Annotated in this window: 12 protein-coding genes; all 12 read left to right on the top strand. The window is 65.3% G+C overall.

Going from position 1 to position 21787, the window contains the following annotated elements; translation table 11 throughout:
- The first annotated feature begins 46 nt into the window (after nucleotides 1-46).
- The 12 genes from DGN21_RS09420 to DGN21_RS09365 all read left to right on the top strand — a co-directional run bounded on the left by DGN21_RS09420 (nucleotide 47) and on the right by DGN21_RS09365 (nucleotide 21624).
- Nucleotides 47-2521, top strand: coding sequence for a methyl-accepting chemotaxis protein (locus tag DGN21_RS09420; protein ID WP_184578260.1), 2475 nt, complete (start codon nucleotides 47-49; stop codon nucleotides 2519-2521).
- A gap of 633 nt (nucleotides 2522-3154) precedes the next feature.
- Nucleotides 3155-5413 carry a methyl-accepting chemotaxis protein gene (locus DGN21_RS09415; RefSeq protein WP_215825205.1) on the top strand — a complete coding sequence of 753 codons (2259 nt, stop codon included), beginning with the start codon at nucleotides 3155-3157 and terminating at the stop codon, nucleotides 5411-5413.
- Between the two features lie 519 nt (nucleotides 5414-5932).
- Nucleotides 5933-8197, top strand: coding sequence for a methyl-accepting chemotaxis protein (locus DGN21_RS09410; RefSeq protein ID WP_104608483.1), 2265 nt, complete (start codon nucleotides 5933-5935; stop codon nucleotides 8195-8197).
- 328 nt (nucleotides 8198-8525) lie between these two features.
- Nucleotides 8526-11198, top strand: a complete 2673-nt coding sequence (locus DGN21_RS09405; protein ID WP_126966334.1) for a Cache 3/Cache 2 fusion domain-containing protein — start codon at nucleotides 8526-8528, stop codon at nucleotides 11196-11198.
- Between the two features lie 935 nt (nucleotides 11199-12133).
- A complete protein-coding gene (locus DGN21_RS09400; RefSeq protein WP_024937698.1) occupies nucleotides 12134-12919 on the top strand; it encodes a flagellar brake protein in 786 nt (261 codons plus the stop codon).
- Nucleotides 12920-13050: 131 nt separating this feature from the next.
- Nucleotides 13051-13536 carry a chemotaxis protein CheW gene (locus tag DGN21_RS09395; RefSeq protein WP_016904902.1) on the top strand — a complete coding sequence of 162 codons (486 nt, stop codon included), beginning with the start codon at nucleotides 13051-13053 and terminating at the stop codon, nucleotides 13534-13536.
- Between the two features lie 171 nt (nucleotides 13537-13707).
- On the top strand, nucleotides 13708-14091 hold the full coding sequence (locus DGN21_RS09390; RefSeq protein WP_005993867.1) for a hypothetical protein: 384 nt from the start codon (nucleotides 13708-13710) through the stop codon (nucleotides 14089-14091).
- A gap of 85 nt (nucleotides 14092-14176) precedes the next feature.
- Nucleotides 14177-16546: a methyl-accepting chemotaxis protein gene (locus DGN21_RS09385; RefSeq protein WP_046342488.1), complete on the top strand. Its 2370-nt coding sequence runs from the start codon at nucleotides 14177-14179 to the stop codon at nucleotides 16544-16546.
- A gap of 208 nt (nucleotides 16547-16754) precedes the next feature.
- Nucleotides 16755-17624 (top strand): CheR family methyltransferase, encoded by an 870-nt coding sequence (locus DGN21_RS09380; protein WP_046342487.1) that lies wholly within the window; start codon nucleotides 16755-16757, stop codon nucleotides 17622-17624.
- A complete protein-coding gene (cheD, locus tag DGN21_RS09375; RefSeq protein ID WP_024937701.1) occupies nucleotides 17621-18217 on the top strand; it encodes a chemoreceptor glutamine deamidase CheD in 597 nt (198 codons plus the stop codon). Before DGN21_RS09380 ends, cheD begins: the two co-directional genes overlap by 4 nt.
- Nucleotides 18214-19290: a chemotaxis response regulator protein-glutamate methylesterase gene (locus DGN21_RS09370; protein ID WP_104541965.1), complete on the top strand. Its 1077-nt coding sequence runs from the start codon at nucleotides 18214-18216 to the stop codon at nucleotides 19288-19290. The genes cheD and DGN21_RS09370 overlap by 4 nt, the downstream gene beginning before the upstream one ends.
- A gap of 6 nt (nucleotides 19291-19296) precedes the next feature.
- Complete coding sequence (locus DGN21_RS09365) at nucleotides 19297-21624, top strand: EAL domain-containing protein (protein WP_226427790.1); 2328 nt, start codon at nucleotides 19297-19299, stop codon at nucleotides 21622-21624.
- Nucleotides 21625-21787: the final 163 nt, after the last annotated feature.

The raw sequence follows: 21787 nt of genomic DNA, 5'->3' as shown, positions 1-21787 counted from the left end.
TAACTGTTATCGGCCGATAGGCTGCGTACGCCTACGAGAATCTTCCATGACCACTTCGCCCGCGCTGTCGCCGCAGACCGCCCCACCCCCTCACCAGCGCTGGAGCAGCCGCTGGGATGATCTGGCGATCGCCAAGAAACTCGGCATCATCGGCATCCTGGCCTTGGCCGGCCTGGTCATTCCGGTACTGCTGTACAGCGGCAAGCTCAACGAAAGTGTGGCCATCAGCAGCAACGAGTTGCGCAGCTATGCGCCGCTTGGGCAGATGCTGGGCCTGATCACCGACCTGCACGCCGCCCACGTCGACAGCGGTGACGCCGCTGCAGCCGCGGCCGCGCGCGCCGATCGCGATCTGCAACACCTGCTGGCCACCACCGCCACGATGCCGGGCTTCGAACGCAGCCAGAAGGCCTTGCTGGGCCTGCAGCAGCGCCACGTCGCCAGCGCCGCGGCAGACGGCTACGCCGCGGTCAGCGAGCAGGCGTTTGCTGCGCTCGACGCCTTGCGCGACGACAGCCAGCTGGTCTATACCCCCTATATCGAGAGCTACCACCTGGTGGTGGCCACCCTGATCTACAGTCCCGATGCCACCGAATCGCTGACCCGCCTGGATGCGGCCAGCGATCCGTCGCAGGCGGCCGACAGCCGCGCCATGCTGCGCGAACAGCTCGGCCAGTTGGCGCGCAGCCATGCGCGCTTCCGGCATGAGCTGGACAAGGCGATGGGCCTGCTGGAACAACCCGACCCCGCCCTGGCCGATGCCGCCAGGACCGAAACCACGCGTGCAACCGCGGCGCTGGCCGCGCTCGGCACCGCGCTGGACGGCAGCGACGCCAACGCCGACACCCAATGGAACGCTGCGCTCGATAATCTCGGCCAAGCCATGCAGGCGCTCAGCAGCGTCTCGCTGCAGGCCCTGCAGCGCCAGTCCGAACGCCACCTGGCCGATGCCCGCAACGCGATGTGGCAGGCCATCGCCGGGTTGACGCTGCTGGCGGTGCTGATCGCAGCGCTGGGCTGGTACACCTTGTCGCGGCTGACCCGCAATGTGCGCCGCGCCGCTGTGGTGGCCGCCAATATCGCGCAAGGCCAGCTCGGCGAGCGCATCGCCGCGCCCAGCCGCGATGAAACCGGCCAGCTGCTCGACAACATGCGCCGGATGCAGGAGCAGCTGCAGCGGGTGCTGGCCGCGCAGAGCGAGATGGCCCAGCGCCACGACGCCGGCCAGATCAGTTATCGCATGGACGCCGAGACCTTCCCGGGCGCGTACGCCACCATGGTGCGCGACACCAACGCGCTGGTCGGCTCGCATATCGCGGTGAAGATGAAACTCGCCCAGATCATGTCGCGTTATGCCATCGGCGACCTGAGCCAGGACATGGACCGCCTTCCCGGCGAAAAAGCCGTGTTCAGCGACACCATGGACGCGGTCAAGCGCAACCTGTCTGCGATGAACAGCGAGATCAAGCTGCTGGCGCAGGCTGCGGCCAACGGCGATTTCAGCGTGCGTGGCGATACCCAGCGCTTCCAGCACGACTTCCTGGCCATGGTGGAGAGTCTCAACCAGCTGATGGCCACCGCCGATGGCAATCTGGGCGCGCTATCCAGCGTGCTGCGGGCCATCGCCGCCGGCGACCTCACCACCCGCATGCATGGCGACTTCCACGGCGTATTCGCGCAGATGCGCGACGATGCCAATGCCACCGTGGTGCAACTGGCCGATATCGTCGGACGCATCCAGCAGTCCACCGACGCGATCAACGATGCCGCCAGCGAGATTGCCGCCGGCAACCAGGACCTGTCGCAGCGCACCGAGCAGCAGGCCGCCAACCTGGAAGAAACCGCCGCCTCGATGGAGGAACTCACCTCCACCGTGCGCAACAACGCCGAGCATGCGCGGCGCGCCAACCAGCTGGTGGTCGGTGCCGCCGCGGTGGCCGCGCAAGGTGGCACGGTGGTCGGCGAAGTCGTCGGCACCATGGCCGGCATCCAGGCCGCCTCGCGCAAGATCGCCGACATCATCTCGGTCATCGACGGCATCGCGTTCCAGACCAATATCCTGGCCTTGAATGCGGCGGTGGAAGCTGCACGCGCCGGCGAACAGGGGCGCGGCTTTGCGGTGGTCGCCTCCGAGGTACGTACCCTGGCGCAGCGCTCGGCCGGCGCGGCCAAGGAGATCAAGCAGCTGATCGACGATTCGGTGAACCGGGTCGAGCAAGGCAACGTGCTGGTCAGCCAGGCCGGCCGCACCATGCAGGACATCGTCGATTCGGTGCGCGGCGTCACCGAGATCATGCACGAGATCAGCGAAGCCTCGCAGCAGCAGTCGCAGGGTATCGAACAGGTCGGCCAGACCATCGCGCAGATGGACCAGTCCACCCAGCAGAACGCCGCGCTGGTGGAAGAAGCCACTGCCGCCGCGCGTGCGATGGAAGCACAGGCGCAGCAGCTGCGCGATGCGGTGTCGGTGTTCCAACTGCACGGCCTCGCCAGGCCAGCCAGGCTCGTGCGCGCCGCGTGACGCGGTCGCATGCGGATGTGCGTGTGCGCGCCGCGCGGTCTGTCGCACACCTGCGGGCCGGCGTACGGGGCTCTCGTGCAACGTGACAGCCCCTGTTCCGTAAGAAAGCGCTGCATCTGATCCAAACCAATGCAGCGGCATGAGATCACCGCTGCCGCGTCAACACGGCGCAGGGCACGTTCGATGCCTGGCGCAGGCCAAGCCCTGCTTCTACGCGCGGGTGCGACAAGGTCGCATCGCCGGGTGGATTGCTACATCCGCCGGTGTCTTGCACCCGGCCATGCTCGCGCCTGGCGTCTCGCATCGCGCCCGATGGGGTGAGACAGATGTGAATCCGCCGATGCGGGCAGGCGCGTTGATAGCGCTCCCATCAGCATTTTTCGGCCGTTTGTGCACATGCGCGTCACTTCGGTGACGGCCACCCATACGCAGCGAGGCTGACCCGTTCAGTGCCATAGCCGCTGGCCGTTACCTACAACGGCCCGCCTACCTGCCTTGCAATCGCCCGGGCCGCGCTACGGCCCGGGCGATGGATCGGCTGGATGCCTGCCTGCTGCGCCGTCACTGCGCATCGCCCACGCGTCAACCCGACGCGTCTTGTTCCTTCTTGTCCCACTGCCTTGAGACCCCCAAATGATCGCTCTTCTTCAACGGTACAACGTCGGCAAGCGCCTGAGCTTCGCCTTCGGCACGCTGATCCTGTTGTCGTGCGCACTTGTCGCCGCCGGCCTGCATACATTGGCGCAGGCCCGCGATCGCATGGACACGGTGGTCAACCGCAACATCACGATCATGCAGTACGCACAGGACATGACCAACGCCACCTCGGTCATCGCCGTGCAATTGCGCAACATCGTGTTGCCGACCTCGCAAGAAGACAATCTGCGCTTCTACGCCATCATCAAGAACCAGCTGAAGAGCTACGAAGACACGCGCCGCAAGCTGTATGCATTTTCGGCCTCGCCCCAGGCCACCCAGATCCGCGAGCGGATCGACCTTGCCAGTGAGCAGGCCCGCGAGACCAGGGACACCGTCGTGCAGCTGGGCCTGACCGGCAAGGCTGATGAGGCACTCAAGCTGTTGCTGGAAAAGGCCGCACCGGGCACGCAGCAATGGCAGGATGCGTTGACGGAGTATTCGGATCTGCAGCGTCAGCGCACCCAGGAAGCCTATGTGACCACGACGGCAGAAATGGCCCGCGGCCGTGCGCTGTTGATCGGCGGCGGCGTGGCGGTGGTGCTGTTCAGTACCCTGCTCGGCTTCCTGATCACCCGCAGCCTGGTGCGCCCGTTGACCCAGGCCACCCGCGCCGCCGAAGCGATCGCCAACGGCAATCTCGACAACGACGTACGCACGCAGTCCAACGACGAAACCGGCCGCCTGTTGCAGGCCATGGATCGCATGCAGGGCCAGGTGCGCAACCTCATCAGCGCGCAGCTGGACATGGCCAAGCGCCACGATGATGGTCAGATCAGCTTCCGCATGGATGCCGGCGCCTTCCCGGGCGACTTCGGCCGCATGGCCAAGGACACCAACGAGCTGGTCGCCGCGCACATCAAGGTCAAGATGCAGACCATCCACCTGGTGGAGCGCTATGCGATCGGTGACCTGAGCGAAGACATGCCGCAGCTGCCGGGCGAAAAAGCCGCCATCACCACGGCAATGAATCAGGTCAAATTGAACCTGTCGACGATGAACGCCGAGATCAAGCAGCTGGCACAGGCCGCCGCCAACGGCGACTTCACCGCGCGTGGCAATGCCGAGCAGTTCCAGTTCGACTTCCGCATCATGGTGGAAAGCCTCAACACCTTGATGGCCACCGCCGACGGCAACCTGCAGTCGTTGTCCGGCCTGCTGCAGTCGATCGCCGCCGGCGATCTCACCGCACGCATGAGTGGCCAGTACCAGGGCGTGTTTGCACAGATGCGCGACGACGCCAACGCCACCGCCGAACAGCTGGCCGGCATCGTGGGCCGCATCCAGACCGCTGCCGACGCGATCGGCCTGGCCTCGGGCGAAATCGCTTCCGGCAACCAGGATCTGTCGCAGCGCACCGAGCAGCAGGCCGCCAACCTGGAAGAAACCGCCGCCTCGATGGAAGAGCTCACCTCCACCGTCAAGCAGAATGCCGAACACGCCAGCCAGGCCAACCAGCTCGCCATCGGCGCGGCGGCAGTGGCGTCGCAGGGCGGCGATGTGGTGGCCAAGGTGGTCACCACCATGTCCGACATCCAGAGCTCGTCGAAGAAGATCGCCGAGATCATCAGCGTGATCGACGGCATCGCCTTCCAGACCAATATCCTGGCCTTGAATGCAGCAGTGGAAGCGGCGCGTGCCGGCGAACAGGGGCGCGGCTTTGCAGTGGTCGCCAGCGAAGTACGCACACTGGCGCAGCGCTCGGCCGGTGCGGCCAAGGAGATCAAGTACCTGATCGACGACTCGGTCGACAAGGTCACCCAGGGGGCCACCCTGGTCGACCAGGCCGGCACCACCATGGCCGAAATCGTTGCCAGCGTGCAGCGCGTCACCAACATCATGGGCGAGATTTCCTCTGCGTCGCAGGAGCAGTACTCCGGCATCGAGCAGGTCAACCAGACCGTGACCCAGATGGACGAAACCACCCAGCAGAATGCCGCGCTGGTGGAAGAAGCCACCGCCGCCGCACGGGCAATGGAAGAACAGGCCCAGCAGCTCACCGAAGCGGTCGCCGTGTTCAAGGTTGCCGAACACGCACCGGTGGCGCGCCAGTTGTCGGCCATTGCCAATGCGCCCGCCAATGCCCGCAGCACACCGCGCCCGATCGCCCGCGCCAGCATGGCCGCGCCCGTGCGCCGCAGCACCGCGGGTGCATCGGCAACGGCAAACGACGTGGGCGACTGGCAGGAGTTCTAAACCGCCAACAGGTGCTGTCAGCACATCGACAGCAGTGCACGCCAGTTGTTGCAACCGGCGTGCACGGTGCGCGGGATACACACGCTCGACACCACGCTCGAGCACGCGGCCGTGCAGTTCCGCATCCGCAGCAAGGTCACAACGGCACCGCACACGCGGTGCCGTTTTGCGTTGTGCGCGCCATGCCAACTGTCCGCAAGCCCGCATACACCGCGTCCGGCGTGAAAACGCACTTCACATCGTGCACCCCGGACTCTCTCGCGTTGCCTCCAAAACCACGTTCAACAGGTGTTTTCTAGGGGAATTCCCGACACACCCCCACCAATTCCTTACCCCTTGTACACATGGCAGTCACGTGCCTGAGACCCGGCTTTACCGGCCAGCCCGGCTTGCCTCAATACAGCAGTTCTAACGCCGTTATCTGACCGACGCATCACACAAGGCATGACGTGCGACGCACTGCTCCAGCACTGCATCGCATGCCAGTCCACCTAACTGCACATTCGCTCGGATCACTTCATGAATTCCTTTCTGCACCGCTTCAACGTCGGCAAGCGCCTCTCCCTGGCCTTCGGCGTGTTGATCCTTCTGTCCTGCGCGCTGGTGGCCGCCGGCCTGTACACGCTCAGCCAGGCGCGTGAGCGCCTGGACACCATCGTCAACCGCAACATGGCGATGATCCAGTACGCCACCGACATGCTGGACGCCAATGCCACCATCTCGTTGAACCTGCGCAACATCGTGCTGCCGACCACTGCCGAGCAGAATCGCCAGTTCGGTGATGCGATCGATGCGCAGCGGATTCGCTACAAGGAAGTGCGTGACAAGCTGTATGCCTTCCCCACCGATGCCCAAGGGCAGCGCATGCGCGATGCGCTGGATCTGGCGCGCGAACAGGCGCTATCGCACAACCAGCAGGTACGCGAACTGGGCACAGCCGGCAAGGTCGACCAGGCCATGCCGATCCTGATCCAGCGTGCCGCCCCAGCCACCCAGCGCTGGCAGGATGCGATCCGCACCTACTCCGAAGCGCAACGCAAGAGCAGCCAGGTCGCCTACACGCAGGCCAATGACGCCATGGCACGTGGCCGCAGCATGCTGATCGGCGGCGGCCTGGCCGTGGTGCTGCTGAGCGCCCTGCTGGCCTGGACCATCACCCGCAGCCTCACCGGCCCGTTGAACCGCGCCACCCGCGCCGCCGAGGCGATCGCCGACGGCCGGCTCGACAACCAAGTGCACAGCGAGGCCAGCGACGAAACCGGCCGCCTGCTGCAGGCAATGGACAAGATGCAGTCGCAGGTGCGCAACCTGATCACCGCGCAGCTGGACATGGCCAAGCGCCACGACAACGGCCAGATCAGCTTCCGCATGGATGCCGACGCGTTCCCGGGCGACTATGGCCGCATGGCCGGCGATACCAACGCACTGGTCGACAGCCACGTGCAGGTAACGCTGCGTCTGGCGCAGATCATGGGCCGCTACGCCATCGGCGACCTCAGCGAGGACATGGACGCGCTGCCCGGCGAAAAGGCCAGGCTGACCGACACCATGGCGCAGGTGAAAACCAACCTGGCCTCGATGAATCAGCAGATCAAGCAGCTGGCCCAGTCGGCTGCCGACGGCAACTTCGGTGCACGCGGCGATGCGGCGCAGTTCCAGTTCGATTTCCGCGTCATGGTCGAGAGCCTCAACCAATTGATGGCCACCGCCGACGGCAGCCTGCAGTCGCTGTCGGGCATCCTGCGCGCGATTGCGGCGGGCGACCTGACCGCGCGCATGGACGGCGAGTTCAAGGGCGTGTTTGCACAGATGCGTGACGACGCCAACGCCACGGCGACCCAGTTGTCCGGCATCGTCGGGCACATCCAGCACTCGGCCACCTCGATCAATGCCGCCGCCAGCGAGATCGCAGCCGGCAACCAGGATCTGTCGCAGCGCACCGAACAGCAGGCCGCCAACCTGGAGGAAACCGCCGCCTCGATGGAGGAACTCACCTCCACCGTGCGCCAGAACGCCGAAAGCGCACGCCAGGCCAATCAACTCGCCATCGGCGCCGCCAGCGTGGCCTCGCAGGGCGGCGAGGTGGTCAGCAAGGTGGTCGACACCATGAGCGGCATCGAGGCCTCGTCCAAGCGCATTGCCGACATCATCAGCGTCATCGACGGCATCTCGTTCCAGACCAACATCCTGGCCTTGAATGCCGCCGTGGAAGCGGCGCGTGCCGGCGACCAGGGCCGCGGCTTTGCGGTGGTCGCCTCCGAGGTGCGCACCCTGGCACAGCGTTCGTCGGCGGCGGCCAAGGAGATCAAGAGCCTGATCGACGACTCCGTGCAGCGGGTGGCCGACGGTTCGCAGCTGGTGGACCAGGCCGGCAAGACCATGGCCGAGATCGTGGCCAGCGTGCAACGTGTCACCAACATCATGGGCGAGATCTCCGCCGCCTCGCAGGAACAGTCGGCCGGCATCGAGCAGGTCAACCAGACCGTCACCCACATGGACGAAGCCACCCAGCAAAACGCCGCGCTGGTGGAAGAAGCCACCGCCGCCGCCCGCGCGATGGAAGAACAGGCCCAGCAGCTCACCGAGGCGGTGGCCGTGTTCAAGATCGTCGAGCAGGGCCCGGCCGCACGTCAGCCCGCGTCGATGGTCGCTGCGCCGGTCAATGCACGCTTTGCCGCCCGCCCGGCTGCCCGTGCCGGCAGCAACGCGGCCCCGCGCCGCAGCAACACCGGCAAGACGACGGTGGCAGCCACCGCCGATCCGAGCGACTGGCAGGAGTTCTGAGCCCCACCGCAACGCGTCACACCCGCAGTCTCCAGAAATACCATTCGAGCGCAGTTTGATTCGGTGACGAATCTTGAGGGTCGCTTCCTGGCGAGGGAAGCGGCCCTTTTTTTGTTCCGAGAATCTGTCGACATCCGCCGGCGGGCGTCAGGCGACGCGTCATACTTCATCAAGAATTAACAATTACTACATCACCGCAGCGGCCCAATCGGGAAAGCGAACTGGACAATTGTGCGGATTTCGACACAAACCATCAATTAATTGCATAAACGGCCGCTATCGACTTCACGCATCCGTAACGCCCTCCCCCGGGCAAGGTCGATTCCTCATGCACTCCTTCAACCGCCTGTCCGTCGGCACCCGGCTGTCCGCGCTGCTGACCGTGGTGATCGCGCTCTCCCTCGGCCTGCTGGCCCTGACCATCTACCGCCAGTCCGCCGACGACATCGAATCCCAGGTCAAGGCCGAGCTGCGCTCCAGCACCCGGTTGATGCAGCAGTCAGTGGCGATGTACGACGTCACCCTGACCGAGGGCACCCAGCGCCTGGGCAGCGTGTTCGAGACCATGCTCCCCAGCGGCGAGCGCACTCTCGACACCGCCAGCACCGTCGCCATCGGCGCGCAGCAGACGCCGTCGCTGCGTGCCGGCAAGCAGGCACTGAATCTCAACTTCGACGCCGTGGATCGCTTCGCGCAGACCGCCGGCGGGGTCGCCACGATCTTTGCGCGCACCGGTGACGACTTCGTGCGCATCACCACCTCGCTGCGCAACAAGCAGAACGAGCGCGTGATCGGCACCCTGCTCGACCGCAAGGGCAAGGCCTACGCCGCACTGTCGCAAGGCAAGGCCTTCACCGGCCAGGCGCAGCTGTTCGGCGAGCAGTACATGACCCATTACCAGCCGCTGCGCAATGCCGCCGGCGAGGTGATCGGCGCACTGTTCGTCGGGCGCAACTACACCCAGGGCCTGGCCGCGCTGAAGGCGCAGGTCAGCACCACCAAGCTGGGCCAGGACGGTTATTTCCTCATCGTCGACATGGCGCCGGGCGAGCACCAGGGCCAGGTCATCGCCGCACCGCCGGGCACACCGGCCACGCTGGCGGCGCTGGTGCCGGCCGAGCAGCAATCGCTGCTGCAGTCGGTGCTGGACGGCAAGCAGCCCAGCGCCAGCCTGCAGTTGCGCGATGCCCAGGGCAACGCCCAGGCCTTCGAAGTCACCGCCCAGCGCTACGCGCCGTGGCAGTGGGCGGTGATCGGCACCCAGCCGCGCAGTGCCATCGACGGCCCGCTGGACGAGCTGATGGGCAGCATGCTGCTGTTCTCGCTGGTGGTGCTGGGCCTGTGCATCGCAGTGGTCTTCATCGCCGCGCGCAAGATGGTCACCCGCCCGCTGCTGGCGGTGGAACGCGTGCTCGGCGATGTGGCTGCCGGGCGCCTGGACAACCCGATCGAGATCGACCGCCAAGACGAACTCGGTCGCCTGCTGCTCAACGCGCGCGCCATGCGCGACGACCTGCGCGCGCGGCTGCAACGCGATCAGCTGATCGCCAGCGAAGCGCTGCGCGTGCGCACCGCTCTGGACGATGTCAGCACCAACGTGATGATCGCCGATGCCCATCGCCGCATCATCTACGTCAACCGCCCGCTGCAACGCATGCTCAAGAGCGTGCAGGACGAACTGCGCCGCGACCTGCCCAACTTCGATGCCGATGCGCTGATCAATGCCAGCATCGACCAGTTCCATCGCAAGCCCGAGCACCAGGCACGCATGCTCGACCAGCTCACCGGCACCCACACCGCGCAGATCCATGTGGGTGGCCGCACCATGCGGCTGGTGGTCAACCCGGTGCTGGGCGCGGCCGGCGAGCGCATGGGCTTTGTGGTCGAATGGGCCGACCGCACCCAGGAAGTCCAGGTGGAACAGGAGGTCGCACGTATCGTGCAGGCCGCCGCTGCCGGCGACCTGAGCGAGCGCGTCGGCCTGGAAGGCAAGCAGGGCTTCCTGCTGCTGCTCGCCCAGCAACTCAACGCGCTGCTGGACAACAATGCGGACGGGCTGTCGCGCGTGTCCGCCCTGCTCTCTGCGTTGTCGCAGGGCGATCTGACCGCGCGCATGGATGGCGACCTGCAAGGCGTGTTCGCCACCATCCGCGACGATGCCAATGCCACTGCCGATCAGCTGGCCGGCATCGTGCGCCGGATCAAGGACTCCTCGCTGGCGATCAACTCGGCCGCCACCGAGATCGCCACCGGCAATGGCGACCTGTCGCGTCGCACCGAACAGCAGGCTGCGGCCCTGGAAGAAACCGCCGCCTCGATGGAAGAGCTCACCGCCACCGTCAAGCAGAATGCCGACAACGCCGACCAGGCAAACCGCCTGGTGCTGGACGCCGCCGGCGTGGCGGCCCAGGGCGGCGATGTGGTCGGCCGCGTGGTCACCACCATGGCCGACATCGACACCTCGTCCAAGAAGATCGCCGAGATCATCGGCGTCATCGACGGCATCGCCTTCCAGACCAATATCCTGGCCTTGAACGCGGCAGTGGAAGCCGCACGCGCCGGCGAACAGGGCCGCGGCTTCGCCGTGGTCGCCTCGGAAGTACGTACGCTTGCACAGCGTTCGGCCGGCGCAGCCAAGGAGATCAAGCACCTGATCCAGGACTCGGTCACCCGCATCGGCAACGGCGCCGCACTGGCGTCCGAAGCCGGCAGCACCATGCAGCAGGTAGTCAGCTCGGTGCAGCGCGTCACCGACATCATGAGCGAGATCACCAGCGCCTCGCGCGAGCAGGCCGCCGGCATCACCCAGGTCAACCAGACCGTCACCCAGATGGACGAAACCACCCAGCAGAACGCCGCGCTGGTGGAAGAAGCCACCGCGGCTGCACGCGCGATGGAAGACCAGGCCGCGCAACTGGTGGATGCAGTGGCCGTGTTCCGCCTGGAACAGCAGGACCAACTCAACACCTTGCAGGCCAACGCACGCCACGCCTACACCTGATGCGACAGACGACGACGGCGCGCCCGTCGAATATGTAAGTCGAGGGCGCGATGCCCTCGCCGCTTGCGGAAACTCCGTGACTCCGTAAGCGAAGACTGCGTCGCGTCATTTAGGCGCGATCCTGATTGAATCAAAAGCTCAGTGAGTCGAGTGCGCGGTGCCCTCACCGTTCGCGGGACACGCCGTGGATCCGTCCATGGAGGCGCCTTGGCGGCATCCATGCCGCCAAGGGTCCCGCAACCGGCGAGGACACCGCGCCAGACAGCTAGTCGGCTGCTTTCTTGAAAGCGTATTGTTCGGCTTGCGAATGGAAAATGGTCAGAGGTTGATCGAACGCTTAGTGATCCGACCAGCACATGTCATGCATCGCTTCCCCTATGCATACCGACCATCTCAACTGGTCCTTGCCCGCTCACCGTCGCGGGACCTTACGCGGCATGGATGCCGCGTAAGAGCCTACAGGGACGTACTTGCGGCGTGTCCTGCGATTGTGGGCGGGCAAGGGCCCTGCAGCCAGGCCGCAGATCACCCGCTCTGCGACTTATATATTTGCACTCCCCAAGTCCATCGAAACACGGCAACTAAAAAAGAGGCCTGGAACCGTGCACACCGACCATCTCCACTGGTCCCTGTCCGCCCACCGTCGCGGGACCTTGCGCGGCATGGATGCCGCGCCAGCGCCTAGATGGATGTACTTGCAGCGTGTTCTGCGATGGCGGGCGGGCAAGGGCCCTGCAGCCAAGCGGCAGCACCACGCGCTCTACACTTGATCCATGTGCACTATTCAGCCGCTGGGAACACAACGCCCAAAGCAACCAAGGCTTCACGCAATAGTTTTTGTCAGCCGCTCTTAAAGATTTCGCTTTGCCGCCGATATCAAGGCGACGCCGGGACAACCGTTCCGGCGGTTTCCCGCATCTACTGTGCCTGTGCCCATGTCCCAAGGCGATACCTCAGAGCTGGACCACGACGCCGACCACCTCGCCGAAGGTGACGAGCGCTATCTGCTGCGCAACAAACGGCAGATCCGTGGCCTGCTACGTCAGTTGCTCGACCAGCGCGCCATCGTGACCATGCATGTGGCCGGGCGCGACATGGCCGTGCCCACCGCCGTGCTCGAGGTGGACGAGGACGACGACTGCGTGATTCTGGACGGCAGCCATAACGAAGCCTCCAACCGCGCCATCCAGGACGCCAAGTACCTGCTGTGCTACGCACAACTGGAACGGGTCAATATCCGCTTCCGCCTGGAAACGCCCGAGCGGCTGGAGCGCGACATCCACGTCGCCTTCCGCGCCGAGCTGCCCGAGGCGATGTATCACCTGCAGCGTCGCGAGTCGTACCGGCTGGAAACGCCGATCACCGACTCGCCCATCTGCATCATTCGCCAGGACGAGGCACAGGGCGGCAATCTCAACCTGCAGCTGCGCGTGATCGATATCAGCAGCGGCGGCCTGGCGGTCTCGCTCACCGATGGCATGCCTCTGCTCGAACCGCAGCGCACCTACCGCAATTGCACGCTGCAACTGCCCGACACCGCGCCGATCACCCTGCCGCTGACGGTGTGCAGCCAGTACAAGCAGACCCTGCCCAACGGCAGCGAAGGTTTCCGCGTCGGCATGCAGTTCAGCGACCTGCCACGCGGTGCCGACGAGACCATCCAGCGCTATATCTTCCGGGTCGACCGCCAGCGCAATGCGCGCAAGAGCGGCGTGTTCTGAACCCACCCGCACCAGCTGCGGCGCACGGCTAAAGTTGCCCTGCGCTGCGCCGATGTTGCTAGGGCAATCCTCATCCGCATGCTTTTCCTATAGCTGCAATCCGACACTCAGCCGCAACGCCCGGAGTTTCCATGAACGACAAAAGCACGACCACCGGCACCGGTGGTGAATTCCTCAGCTTCGCCCTGGGCGAAGAACACTACGGCGTGGACATCCTGAAGGTGCAGGAAATCCGCGGCTACGATTCGGTCACCCGCCTGCCCGACGCACCGGACTACATCAAGGGTGTGATCAACCTGCGCGGCACCATCGTGCCGGTGATCGACCTGCGCCTGAAGCTGCGCCTGAAAGAAGCGCGCTACGACGCCTTCACCGTGATGATCGTGCTCAACGTCGAAGACCGCGTGGTCGGCATCGTGGTGGACAGCGTCTCGGACGTGATTCCGCTCAACGACGACCAGATCCGCCCCACCCCCGAATTCGGCGCCTCGGTCGACACCCGCTTCATCTCGGGCATCGGTACCCAGGACGATCGCATGCTGATCCTGCTGGATATCGAGACCCTGCTGGACAGCACCGAGCTCGGTCAGCAGCAACTGGCCGAAGAAGCGGCCTGATTCAGACCATCTGGTGTCGGGAGCTTCCCGACACGAGACGCACAACGAAGTTGAAGTGAGATGGAAATCACGTTTTTCGGATTCAAGTTGAACGGCGGCTAGCCGATAGCTGAATAGAAGCCCGCGTACACAAACGGGTCACCGTTCGACTTTTGATTCTGGAGAATCCCTATGAAGTTCCTGCTCTCGCTCCTCCCCGTCGCTGCTCTCGTGATTGTTGCTCCCACGCTGTCGGCTCAGTCGCAGGAAATGATTCCGCCGGAAATGGCGACCCGTTTCGTCGGCAAGGACGGCATGGTGTGCGGCAAGGTCGAAAAGGCCAAGTACGCCCAGAGCTCGGAAGGTGAACCCACCTTCCTGTACATGGGCGGCATGTTCCCGCGTCACACCTTCTCGGCCCGCATCGACGGCGCCAACCGCGGCAAGTTCAGCTTTGCCCCGGAAAGCCTGGAAGGCAAGGACGTCTGTGTGCTCGGCAAGATCCAGCGTGACAGCTCGCGTGCCGAAATCGAAGTCAGCTCGCCGGCCAGCCTGAAGCTGGCCACCATCAAGTAATCGCCCCGCAGATCGCCACGCCCTCGCGCGTGGCGATCTGCCGTTTGCGGTTATGCGCACTGACTTCTATCGGGGAATCGTGTCAATGCAATGGATCAACAATCTCAAACTGATGCCCAAGCTGATGCTGGCGTTCGGCATCGTGCTGCTGATCATGCTGGTGCAGGGCATCATCGCCTATGCGGGCCTGGCGTCGCTCAATAACGTCACCCGCGACCTGGCCGGCAACACCATGTCCAGCGTGCGCGAAGCAGGCGACCTGCGCGGCATGCTCGGCGAATATCGAAATGCGGCCTACCAAAATCTGGTGCGCGCCAGCGACTCGGTCAAGCAGGAAGCCAAGGTCCGCGCCAAGCGGCTCCATGGCGAAATCGATGCCACGATCAAGGGCTATCCCCGTCTGATCGAGAGCCCGCAGCAGAAGAAGCTGTTCGACGTGTTCGTGGCCGACTGGAAGAAGGCAGCCGCGTCCTACGCCAGCGTCGACGAAATGATCGAGCTCAATCTGCCCGACGATGCCGTCGACACCTTTGTCGGCGAGACCCGCACCCTGCACAACAAGGCCAAGGATTCGCTGGCCGCATTGATCGTCGAAGACAACAAGCTGGCGCAGGCTGCCAAGAGCAAGGCCGAAAAGGTCCATGCCACCTCGGTATCGCTGACCGTGATGGTGCTGTTGATCGGCATCGCCGGTGGCCTGGGCCTGGCATTCCTGTTCGCACGCTCCATCGTCAAGAGCATGCGCGGCGCCGTGTCCACCGCCACCGAAATCGCCAGCGGCAAGCTCGATGGCCAGATCAATGTGCAGGGCCAGGACGAAGTGGGCGAACTGATGCGCTCCATGCACCGCATGCAGCGCGACCTGAAGGAACGCATCGAACGCGATCAGAAGATCGCCGACGAAAACCTGCGTATCCGCACCGCGCTGGACGAATCGTCCACCGGCACCTTCATCACCAATGCCGATCGCACCATCATCTACGCCAACGAGGCGTTCATGAAGATTGTGACGCATTACGAAGGCAGCATCCGCCTGGCATCGTCCGACTTCGATGCGAACAAGATCATCGGCCAGCACATCAGCTATCTCGGCATGCCCGAATCGACCGTGCGCAAGGCCATCGCAGCACTGGAACGCGACGGCATCACCAGCTTCGAAGAGCGCTATGGCGAGTTCGTGGTGACCCAGACCGTCACCTCGATCAAGAACGAGCACGGCGAAAGCACCGGCGAGGTCTGCGAGTGGCGCGACCGCACCATCGAAGTCCAGGTCGAAGAAGAAGTCGCCCGCATCGTGCGTGCCGCCGCCAGCGGCGACATGAGCGGCCGGGTGGAAACCGACGGCAAGCAGGGCTTCTTCCTGCAGCTGGCCCAGCAGCTCAACGGCCTGCTGGATGCCAATGCCGGCAGCCTGGAGCAGATCTCGGCATTGCTGTCGGCGCTGTCGCGCGGTGACCTGACCGTGCGCATGCATGGCGAATTCAGCGGCGTGTTCGCGCAGATGCGCGACGATGCCAATGCCACCGCCGAGCAGCTGGCCGACATCGTCGGGCGCATCAAGGTCTCGTCCACAGCGATCAACTCGGCGGCCGGCGAGATCGCCTCCGGCAACAGCGATCTGTCGCATCGTACCGAGCAGCAGGCCGCCAATCTGGAAGAAACCGCCGCCTCGATGGAGGAGCTCACCTCCACCGTCCGGCAGAACGCCGAAAGCGCCCGCCAGGCCAACCAGCTGGCCATCGGCGCCACCGGCGTGGCCTCGCAGGGCGGCGAGGTGGTCTCGCAGGTGGTCACCACCATGTCGGGCATCGAAGCCTCGTCCAAGAAGATCGCCGACATCATCTCGGTGATCGACGGCATCGCGTTCCAGACCAACATCCTGGCCCTGAACGCGGCGGTGGAAGCCGCCCGTGCCGGCGAACAGGGTCGCGGCTTTGCCGTGGTCGCCTCGGAAGTGCGTACGCTGGCACAGCGCTCGGCCGGTGCCGCCAAGGAGATCAAGGGCTTGATCGACGACTCCGTGCACAAGGTGGCCGAGGGCTCGGCCCTGGTACGCAAGGCCGGTGCGACCATGGCCGAGATCGTGGCCAGCGTGCAGCGCGTGACCGACATCATGGGCGAGATCTCCGCCGCCTCGCAGGAACAGTCGACCGGCATCGAGCAGGTCAACCAGACCATCACCCAGATGGACGAGACCACCCAGCAGAACGCCGCCCTGGTGGAAGAAGCCACTGCGGCCGCACGCTCGATGGAAGAACAGGCCGGCCACCTGGCCGAAGCGGTGTCGGTGTTCAAGCTGGACGAGCCGGCCGCCCCGGCCGCGCGCGTACGCCCGGTCGCCTCGCGCCCGGTCGCGGTGAAGTCCGCAGCCAAGGCGGCGACGCGTGAAGCCACCCCATCGCGCCCGGCCAAGCCGCAGGCCGCGCTGGCCGACGGTAACTGGCAGGAGTTCTAAGCCGCTGCTGTCTCCCCACAAAGCCCCGGCACTGCCGGGGCTTTGTGTATCTGCCCCCGGCGCAGCGCGCACTGCCCTGTCGCCGGCTGCGATCGCACCGCCCGCGCAGCGCCGTGCACCGCCAGCGGACCCGGCTGTCTGCAATGCACGATTGGTGCTTCAGTTGCATGACCACATGGCCGATATCCAGTCATAGCTAACGACGCGTATGGATATGACGACCACCTCGACTCCCGCTTCAGACACACGCGAATTTGATTTTGGCGACCGCGATTTCAAGCGCGTCTGCGACCTGATCTATCAGCGTGTCGGCATCGCCCTGGCTCCGGCCAAGCGCGACATGGTGTATGGCCGGTTGTCGCGTCGCCTTCGCGTGCTCGGCCTGCGCTCCTTCCGCGACTACCTGGACCAGCTGGAAGCAGGCAACGACGAGGAGGAATGGCAGGCGTTCACCAACGCGCTGACCACCAACCTGACCTCGTTCTTCCGCGAGCCACACCACTTCGACAAGCTGCGCGAAGAACTGCAAAAGCGCGCCTCGCAGGCGCCGTTGAAGATCTGGTCGTGCGCGGCCTCCACCGGCGAAGAGCCCTACTCCATCGCCATCACCGCCTGCGAAGCCTTCGGCACCTTGACCCCGCCGGTCAGCATCGTCGCCACCGACGTCGACACCCAGGTGCTGGAGACCGCCTCGCGCGGCGTCTACGCCATCGACCGCGTCGCCTCGCTGGACGCATCGATCAAGCGCAAGTACTTCCAGCGCGGCAGCGGCCCCAACGAAGGCAAGTGCCGGGTGATCCCGGCATTGCGCCAGCTCATCGAATACCGCCAGTTGAACCTGCTGGCACCGCGTTACGACGTGGGCGGCCCGTATGCGGCGTTGTTCTGCCGCAACGTGATGATCTACTTCGACAAACCGACCCAGCGCGGCATCCTGTCGCGGCTGGTCAGCCACATGGGCGACGACGGTCTGCTCTACACCGGGCATTCGGAGAACTACCTGCACGCGGCCGATCTGATCCAGCCGTGCGGGCGCACGCTGTATCGGCGCAGCCCGCGCGCGGGAGCGTCTGCATGAGTACCGCCGTGCAGGTCGACGATGTCATGCGCTACCGCGATTCGCGGTTCCAGACCATCACCGCCAAGCTGTTGCCCACCCAGTACCTGGTGGTCGACGACGACACCGCGTTGACGACCACCTTGGGATCGTGCGTTGCCGCCTGCCTGCGCGACCCGGTCCTGAAGATCGGCGGCATGAATCACTTCCTGTTGCCGGAAGGCCAGGTCGGCGATGGCGCACCCGCGCGTTACGGCAGTTATGCGATGGAGTTGCTGATCAACGACATGCTCAAGCGCGGCGCGCACCGCAAACGTATCGAAGCCAAGGTCTTCGGCGGCGCCAACGTGCTCAAGGGCTTCACCAGCAACCCGGTCGGCACCCGCAACGCCGAGTTCGTGCGCCAGTACCTGCAGGCCGAACACATTCCCATCATTGCCGAAGATCTGTGCGGCATCCATCCGCGCAAGGTGTGGTTCTTCCCGACGACCGGACGCGTGGTCGTGCAGCGCTTGCCGCATGCACACGAAGCCGAAGTCGCCGCCGCCGAATCGGCCGTGCGCGCCCGTCTGTCCAAAGCACCGGTTACCGGTGGAGTGGAGTTGTTCGAATGACGCTGGAAACCCCTGTGCGTGTATTGATCGTCGACGACTCGGCGGTCGTACGCCAGATGCTGACCGAAATTCTCTCGCGCGATGCCGGCATCGAGGTGATCGGCTCGGCCGCCGACCCGATCCTGGCGCGCGAAAAGATCAAACGCCTCAATCCGGACGTGATCACGCTGGATGTGGAAATGCCGCGCATGGACGGTCTGGTGTTTCTGGAAAACCTGATGCGCCTGCGCCCCACCCCGGTGGTGATGATTTCGTCGCTGACCGAGCGCGGCGCCGACACCACCTTGCAGGCCTTGTCGCTGGGTGCGGTGGATTTCGTCTCCAAGCCCAAGATCGACGTCGCACGCGGGCTGGAAGGCTACGCGGAAGAAATCGTCAGCAAGGTCAAGATGGCCTCCAAGGCCAAGGTCAGCGCGCTCAATCGTCCCAGCGCGCCCAAGGTCACCCTGGACATGCAGTCCGCACCGGTTCCCGGCAGCGCGCTGCGCTTCCGCACCACCGACCGCCTGATCGCCATCGGCGCCTCGGCCGGCGGCACCGAAGCCCTGCGCGTGGTGCTCGAACACATGCCCGCCGATGCCCCGGCGGTGGTGATGACCCAGCATCTGCCGGCCAGCTTCAGCACCGCCTTCGCCGAACGCCTCAATCGCCACTCGGCGATGTCGGTGCGCGAGGCCAGCGATGGCGAGGCGATCCTGCCGGGTCACGCCTACCTGCCGCCGGGCGGCCAGCACCTGCGCATCATCCGCGACGGTGCGCGCTGGCGCTGCCGCATCGACGACGGCCCGCCGGTCAATCGCCACAAGCCGGCGGTGGACGTGCTGTTCCGTTCCGTCGCCGCCAACGCCGGCCCGAACGCGGTCGGCGCCATCCTCACCGGCATGGGCGACGACGGTGCACGCGGCCTGCTGGAAATGTTGCAGGCCGGTGCGCCCACGCTGGTGCAGGACGAAGCCAGCAGCGTGGTGTGGGGCATGCCAGGCGCCGCCTACAAGCTCGGCGCCGCGCAGGAAGTGGTGCCGCTGAGCCGCGTTGCCGAGCGCCTGATCGCGCTGTCGGCACAGGCGCGTTGATCCGGCATGACCGTTCGTCCCCCGCATCCGGCTGAACAGGCGGCGGTTCCCGGCGTCGCGGTAACCGCATCGCTGGCGACGGCGGAGACACCGGCAGATCACGCGCCCCTTCCCAGGACGTTCAAGGTCGGCCCGATCACCGCTGGCGTGAGCAGGCCGGACGAACATCCCGATGCCACGCGCTCGCGCCTGCTGGCCGAAGCGCTGGACGGCAGCAGCAGTGCGATCCTGATCTGCGATCTGCAATCGCGCCTGCTCTACGCCAACGACGGCTTCCAGCGCATGTTCGGCTATACCGAGGCCGAACTGGTCGGCAAGCGTCCCTCGGACGTGCTGACCCGCGCGCAAAGCGACCAGGACGAGGTGGCGCGCATCCGCGACCGCGCCGATGCGTTGCAGCAGACCCAGGCCGACCTGCTGGTATACCGCAAGGACGGCACGCCGCTGTGGATTTCGCTCAACTTCAATCCGATCTACGACGCCAGGCATCTGCCGTCGCATTACGTGGCGGTGCTGACCGACATCACCGACACCAAGATGCATGAGGTGCTGCAGCACCGCGTGCTCGAGGCGCTGGTGCAGGAACGGCCGCTGATCGAGGTGATGACGCTGATCTGCACCGAGGTCGAGCGCATCGCACCGGACGTGCTGGCCACGGTCATGAGCGCGGACAACCAGGGCTGCCTGCATTCGCTGGCCGCGCCCAGCCTGCCGCCGGAATATGCCGATGCGGTCAACGGACTGAAGATCGCGCCGGGTGCAGGCGCCTGCGGTACGGCCGCCTGGCGCGGCCGCCCGGTAATGGTGGAAGACATCGCCACCGACCCGCTGTTTGCGCAATTCCGCGAACTGCTGCTGCCGATGGGTCTGCGCGCGTGCTGGAGCACACCGATCCGCTCCAACAGCGCACGCGTGCTCGGTACCTTCGCGCTGTACTACCGCAAGGCGCAGCGTGCCGATGCCTGGCACGTACGCCTCACCGATCTGTGCCAGCAGTTGTGCACACTGGCGCTGGAACGCGAACAGATCCGCCAGCGCGTGCATCAACTGGCGTTCTACGATGCGCTGACCGGCCTGCCCAACCGCATCATGTTCAGCGCACGCGCCGAGCAAGCCCTGACACAGGCCGAATACGCCGGCGAACCGGCCACGTTGATGTTCATCAACATCGACCGCTTCAAGTTGATCAACGACAGCCAGGGCCATGCCGCCGGCGATGGCCTGTTGCGCGACATCGCCTTGCGCATCGGCGAACAGCTGACCGCCACCGCCATGCTGGCGCGCCTGGCCGGCGACGAATTCGCGCTCGCGCTGCCGCAATGCAGTGCCGAGCAAGCCAGTGCCGCCGCAGAACGCGTGCTGGGCACCATCGCCAGGCCGTTGCCGGTCGGGCACATGACCGTGCATCCGTCGGCCAGTATCGGCGTGGCGATGTTTCCCGAAGATGGGCGCGACATCAACATCCTGCTGCGGCATGCCGATCTGGCCATGAACCGCGCCAAGCAGGAAGGCGGCGGGCGGTTCCGTTTCTTCAGTTCCGACATGAACCGCATGGCGCAGGAACGCGTTGCGCTGGAAGCGGAGCTGCGCCAGGCGATCGACCGCGATCAACTGCAGTTGCACTACCAACCGCAGTTGCACAGCGCCGCACCGCACGCGCTATACGGCGTGGAAGCGCTGTTGCGTTGGAATCATCCGCAGATGGGCGCCATTTCGCCGGCGCGGTTCCTGCCCGTGGCCGAAGAGCAAGGCATGATGCCGCAGCTCAACGACTGGGTGCTGCGCAGTGCCTGCCGGCAGATCGCCGATTGGCGCAAGCGTGGCGTGCCGGTGTCGCGCGTGTCGGTGAACCTGTCGGCGAGCAGCTTCGAAAGCCCGCGCATGCTCAGCGACCTGTTGCGCCTGATCGCCGACATGGGCGCGCAGCCCTCCGACCTCACGCTGGAAATGACCGAGAGCGTGATGCTCTCCGGGCAACCCGGCGTCCTGGAAAACCTGCACGCCATCCGCGAAGCCGGCATCTCGTTGTCGCTGGACGACTTCGGCACCGGCTACTCCAGCCTGAGCCACCTGCATCGCCTGCCGATCGACGAGCTCAAGCTGGACATGAGCTTCGTGCGCGACATCGAACACAGCGAAGACGCCCGCGCCCTCACCACCTCGGTGCTGCGCATCGGCGAGCATCTGCGCAAGCACGTGGTTGCCGAAGGCGTGGAAAACGAAGCCCAACGCCTGTTCCTCGCCGACCTCGGCTGCGAAGTGCTGCAGGGCTATCTGTTTTCGCGGCCATTGCCGGCGGCGGCACTGGAAGCCTGGCTGGGTGCGCAGTCTTAGAGCGGCTCACGACAACCATGTCGTGGTTTGTCAGGCTGTTCTCATAGCGTTTTTACGCACGCACCAGCAAGTCGAAGCAAATTGCCAGAAGGCAAAGCATCTGATCTGGTGGTTCTGTGCAGGGCCCTTGCCCGCCCACCCTCGCAGGACACGCCGCAGGTAA

It is taken from the genome of Xanthomonas sp. MLO165 (assembly GCF_018831305.1).
GTDB lineage: Bacteria > Pseudomonadota > Gammaproteobacteria > Xanthomonadales > Xanthomonadaceae > Xanthomonas > Xanthomonas arboricola.
This window is presented reverse-complemented; position numbering and strand designations above follow the sequence as displayed.

Bases quoted from the DNA above. Each gene is read 5' to 3' on its own strand.
- DGN21_RS09400 (WP_024937698.1), top strand. From the start codon at position 12,134: ATGTCCCAAGGCGATACCTCAGAGCTGGACCACGACGCCGACCACCTC.
- DGN21_RS09410 (WP_104608483.1), top strand. From the start codon at position 5,933: ATGAATTCCTTTCTGCACCGCTTCAACGTCGGCAAGCGCCTCTCCCTG.
- DGN21_RS09420 (WP_184578260.1), top strand. From the start codon at position 47: ATGACCACTTCGCCCGCGCTGTCGCCGCAGACCGCCCCACCCCCTCAC.
- DGN21_RS09405 (WP_126966334.1), top strand. From the start codon at position 8,526: ATGCACTCCTTCAACCGCCTGTCCGTCGGCACCCGGCTGTCCGCGCTG.
- cheD (WP_024937701.1), top strand. From the start codon at position 17,621: ATGAGTACCGCCGTGCAGGTCGACGATGTCATGCGCTACCGCGATTCG.
- DGN21_RS09415 (WP_215825205.1), top strand. From the start codon at position 3,155: ATGATCGCTCTTCTTCAACGGTACAACGTCGGCAAGCGCCTGAGCTTC.
- DGN21_RS09395 (WP_016904902.1), top strand. From the start codon at position 13,051: ATGAACGACAAAAGCACGACCACCGGCACCGGTGGTGAATTCCTCAGC.
- DGN21_RS09370 (WP_104541965.1), top strand. From the start codon at position 18,214: ATGACGCTGGAAACCCCTGTGCGTGTATTGATCGTCGACGACTCGGCG.
- DGN21_RS09380 (WP_046342487.1), top strand. From the start codon at position 16,755: ATGGATATGACGACCACCTCGACTCCCGCTTCAGACACACGCGAATTT.
- DGN21_RS09365 (WP_226427790.1), top strand. From the start codon at position 19,297: ATGACCGTTCGTCCCCCGCATCCGGCTGAACAGGCGGCGGTTCCCGGC.
- DGN21_RS09385 (WP_046342488.1), top strand. From the start codon at position 14,177: ATGCAATGGATCAACAATCTCAAACTGATGCCCAAGCTGATGCTGGCG.
- DGN21_RS09390 (WP_005993867.1), top strand. From the start codon at position 13,708: ATGAAGTTCCTGCTCTCGCTCCTCCCCGTCGCTGCTCTCGTGATTGTT.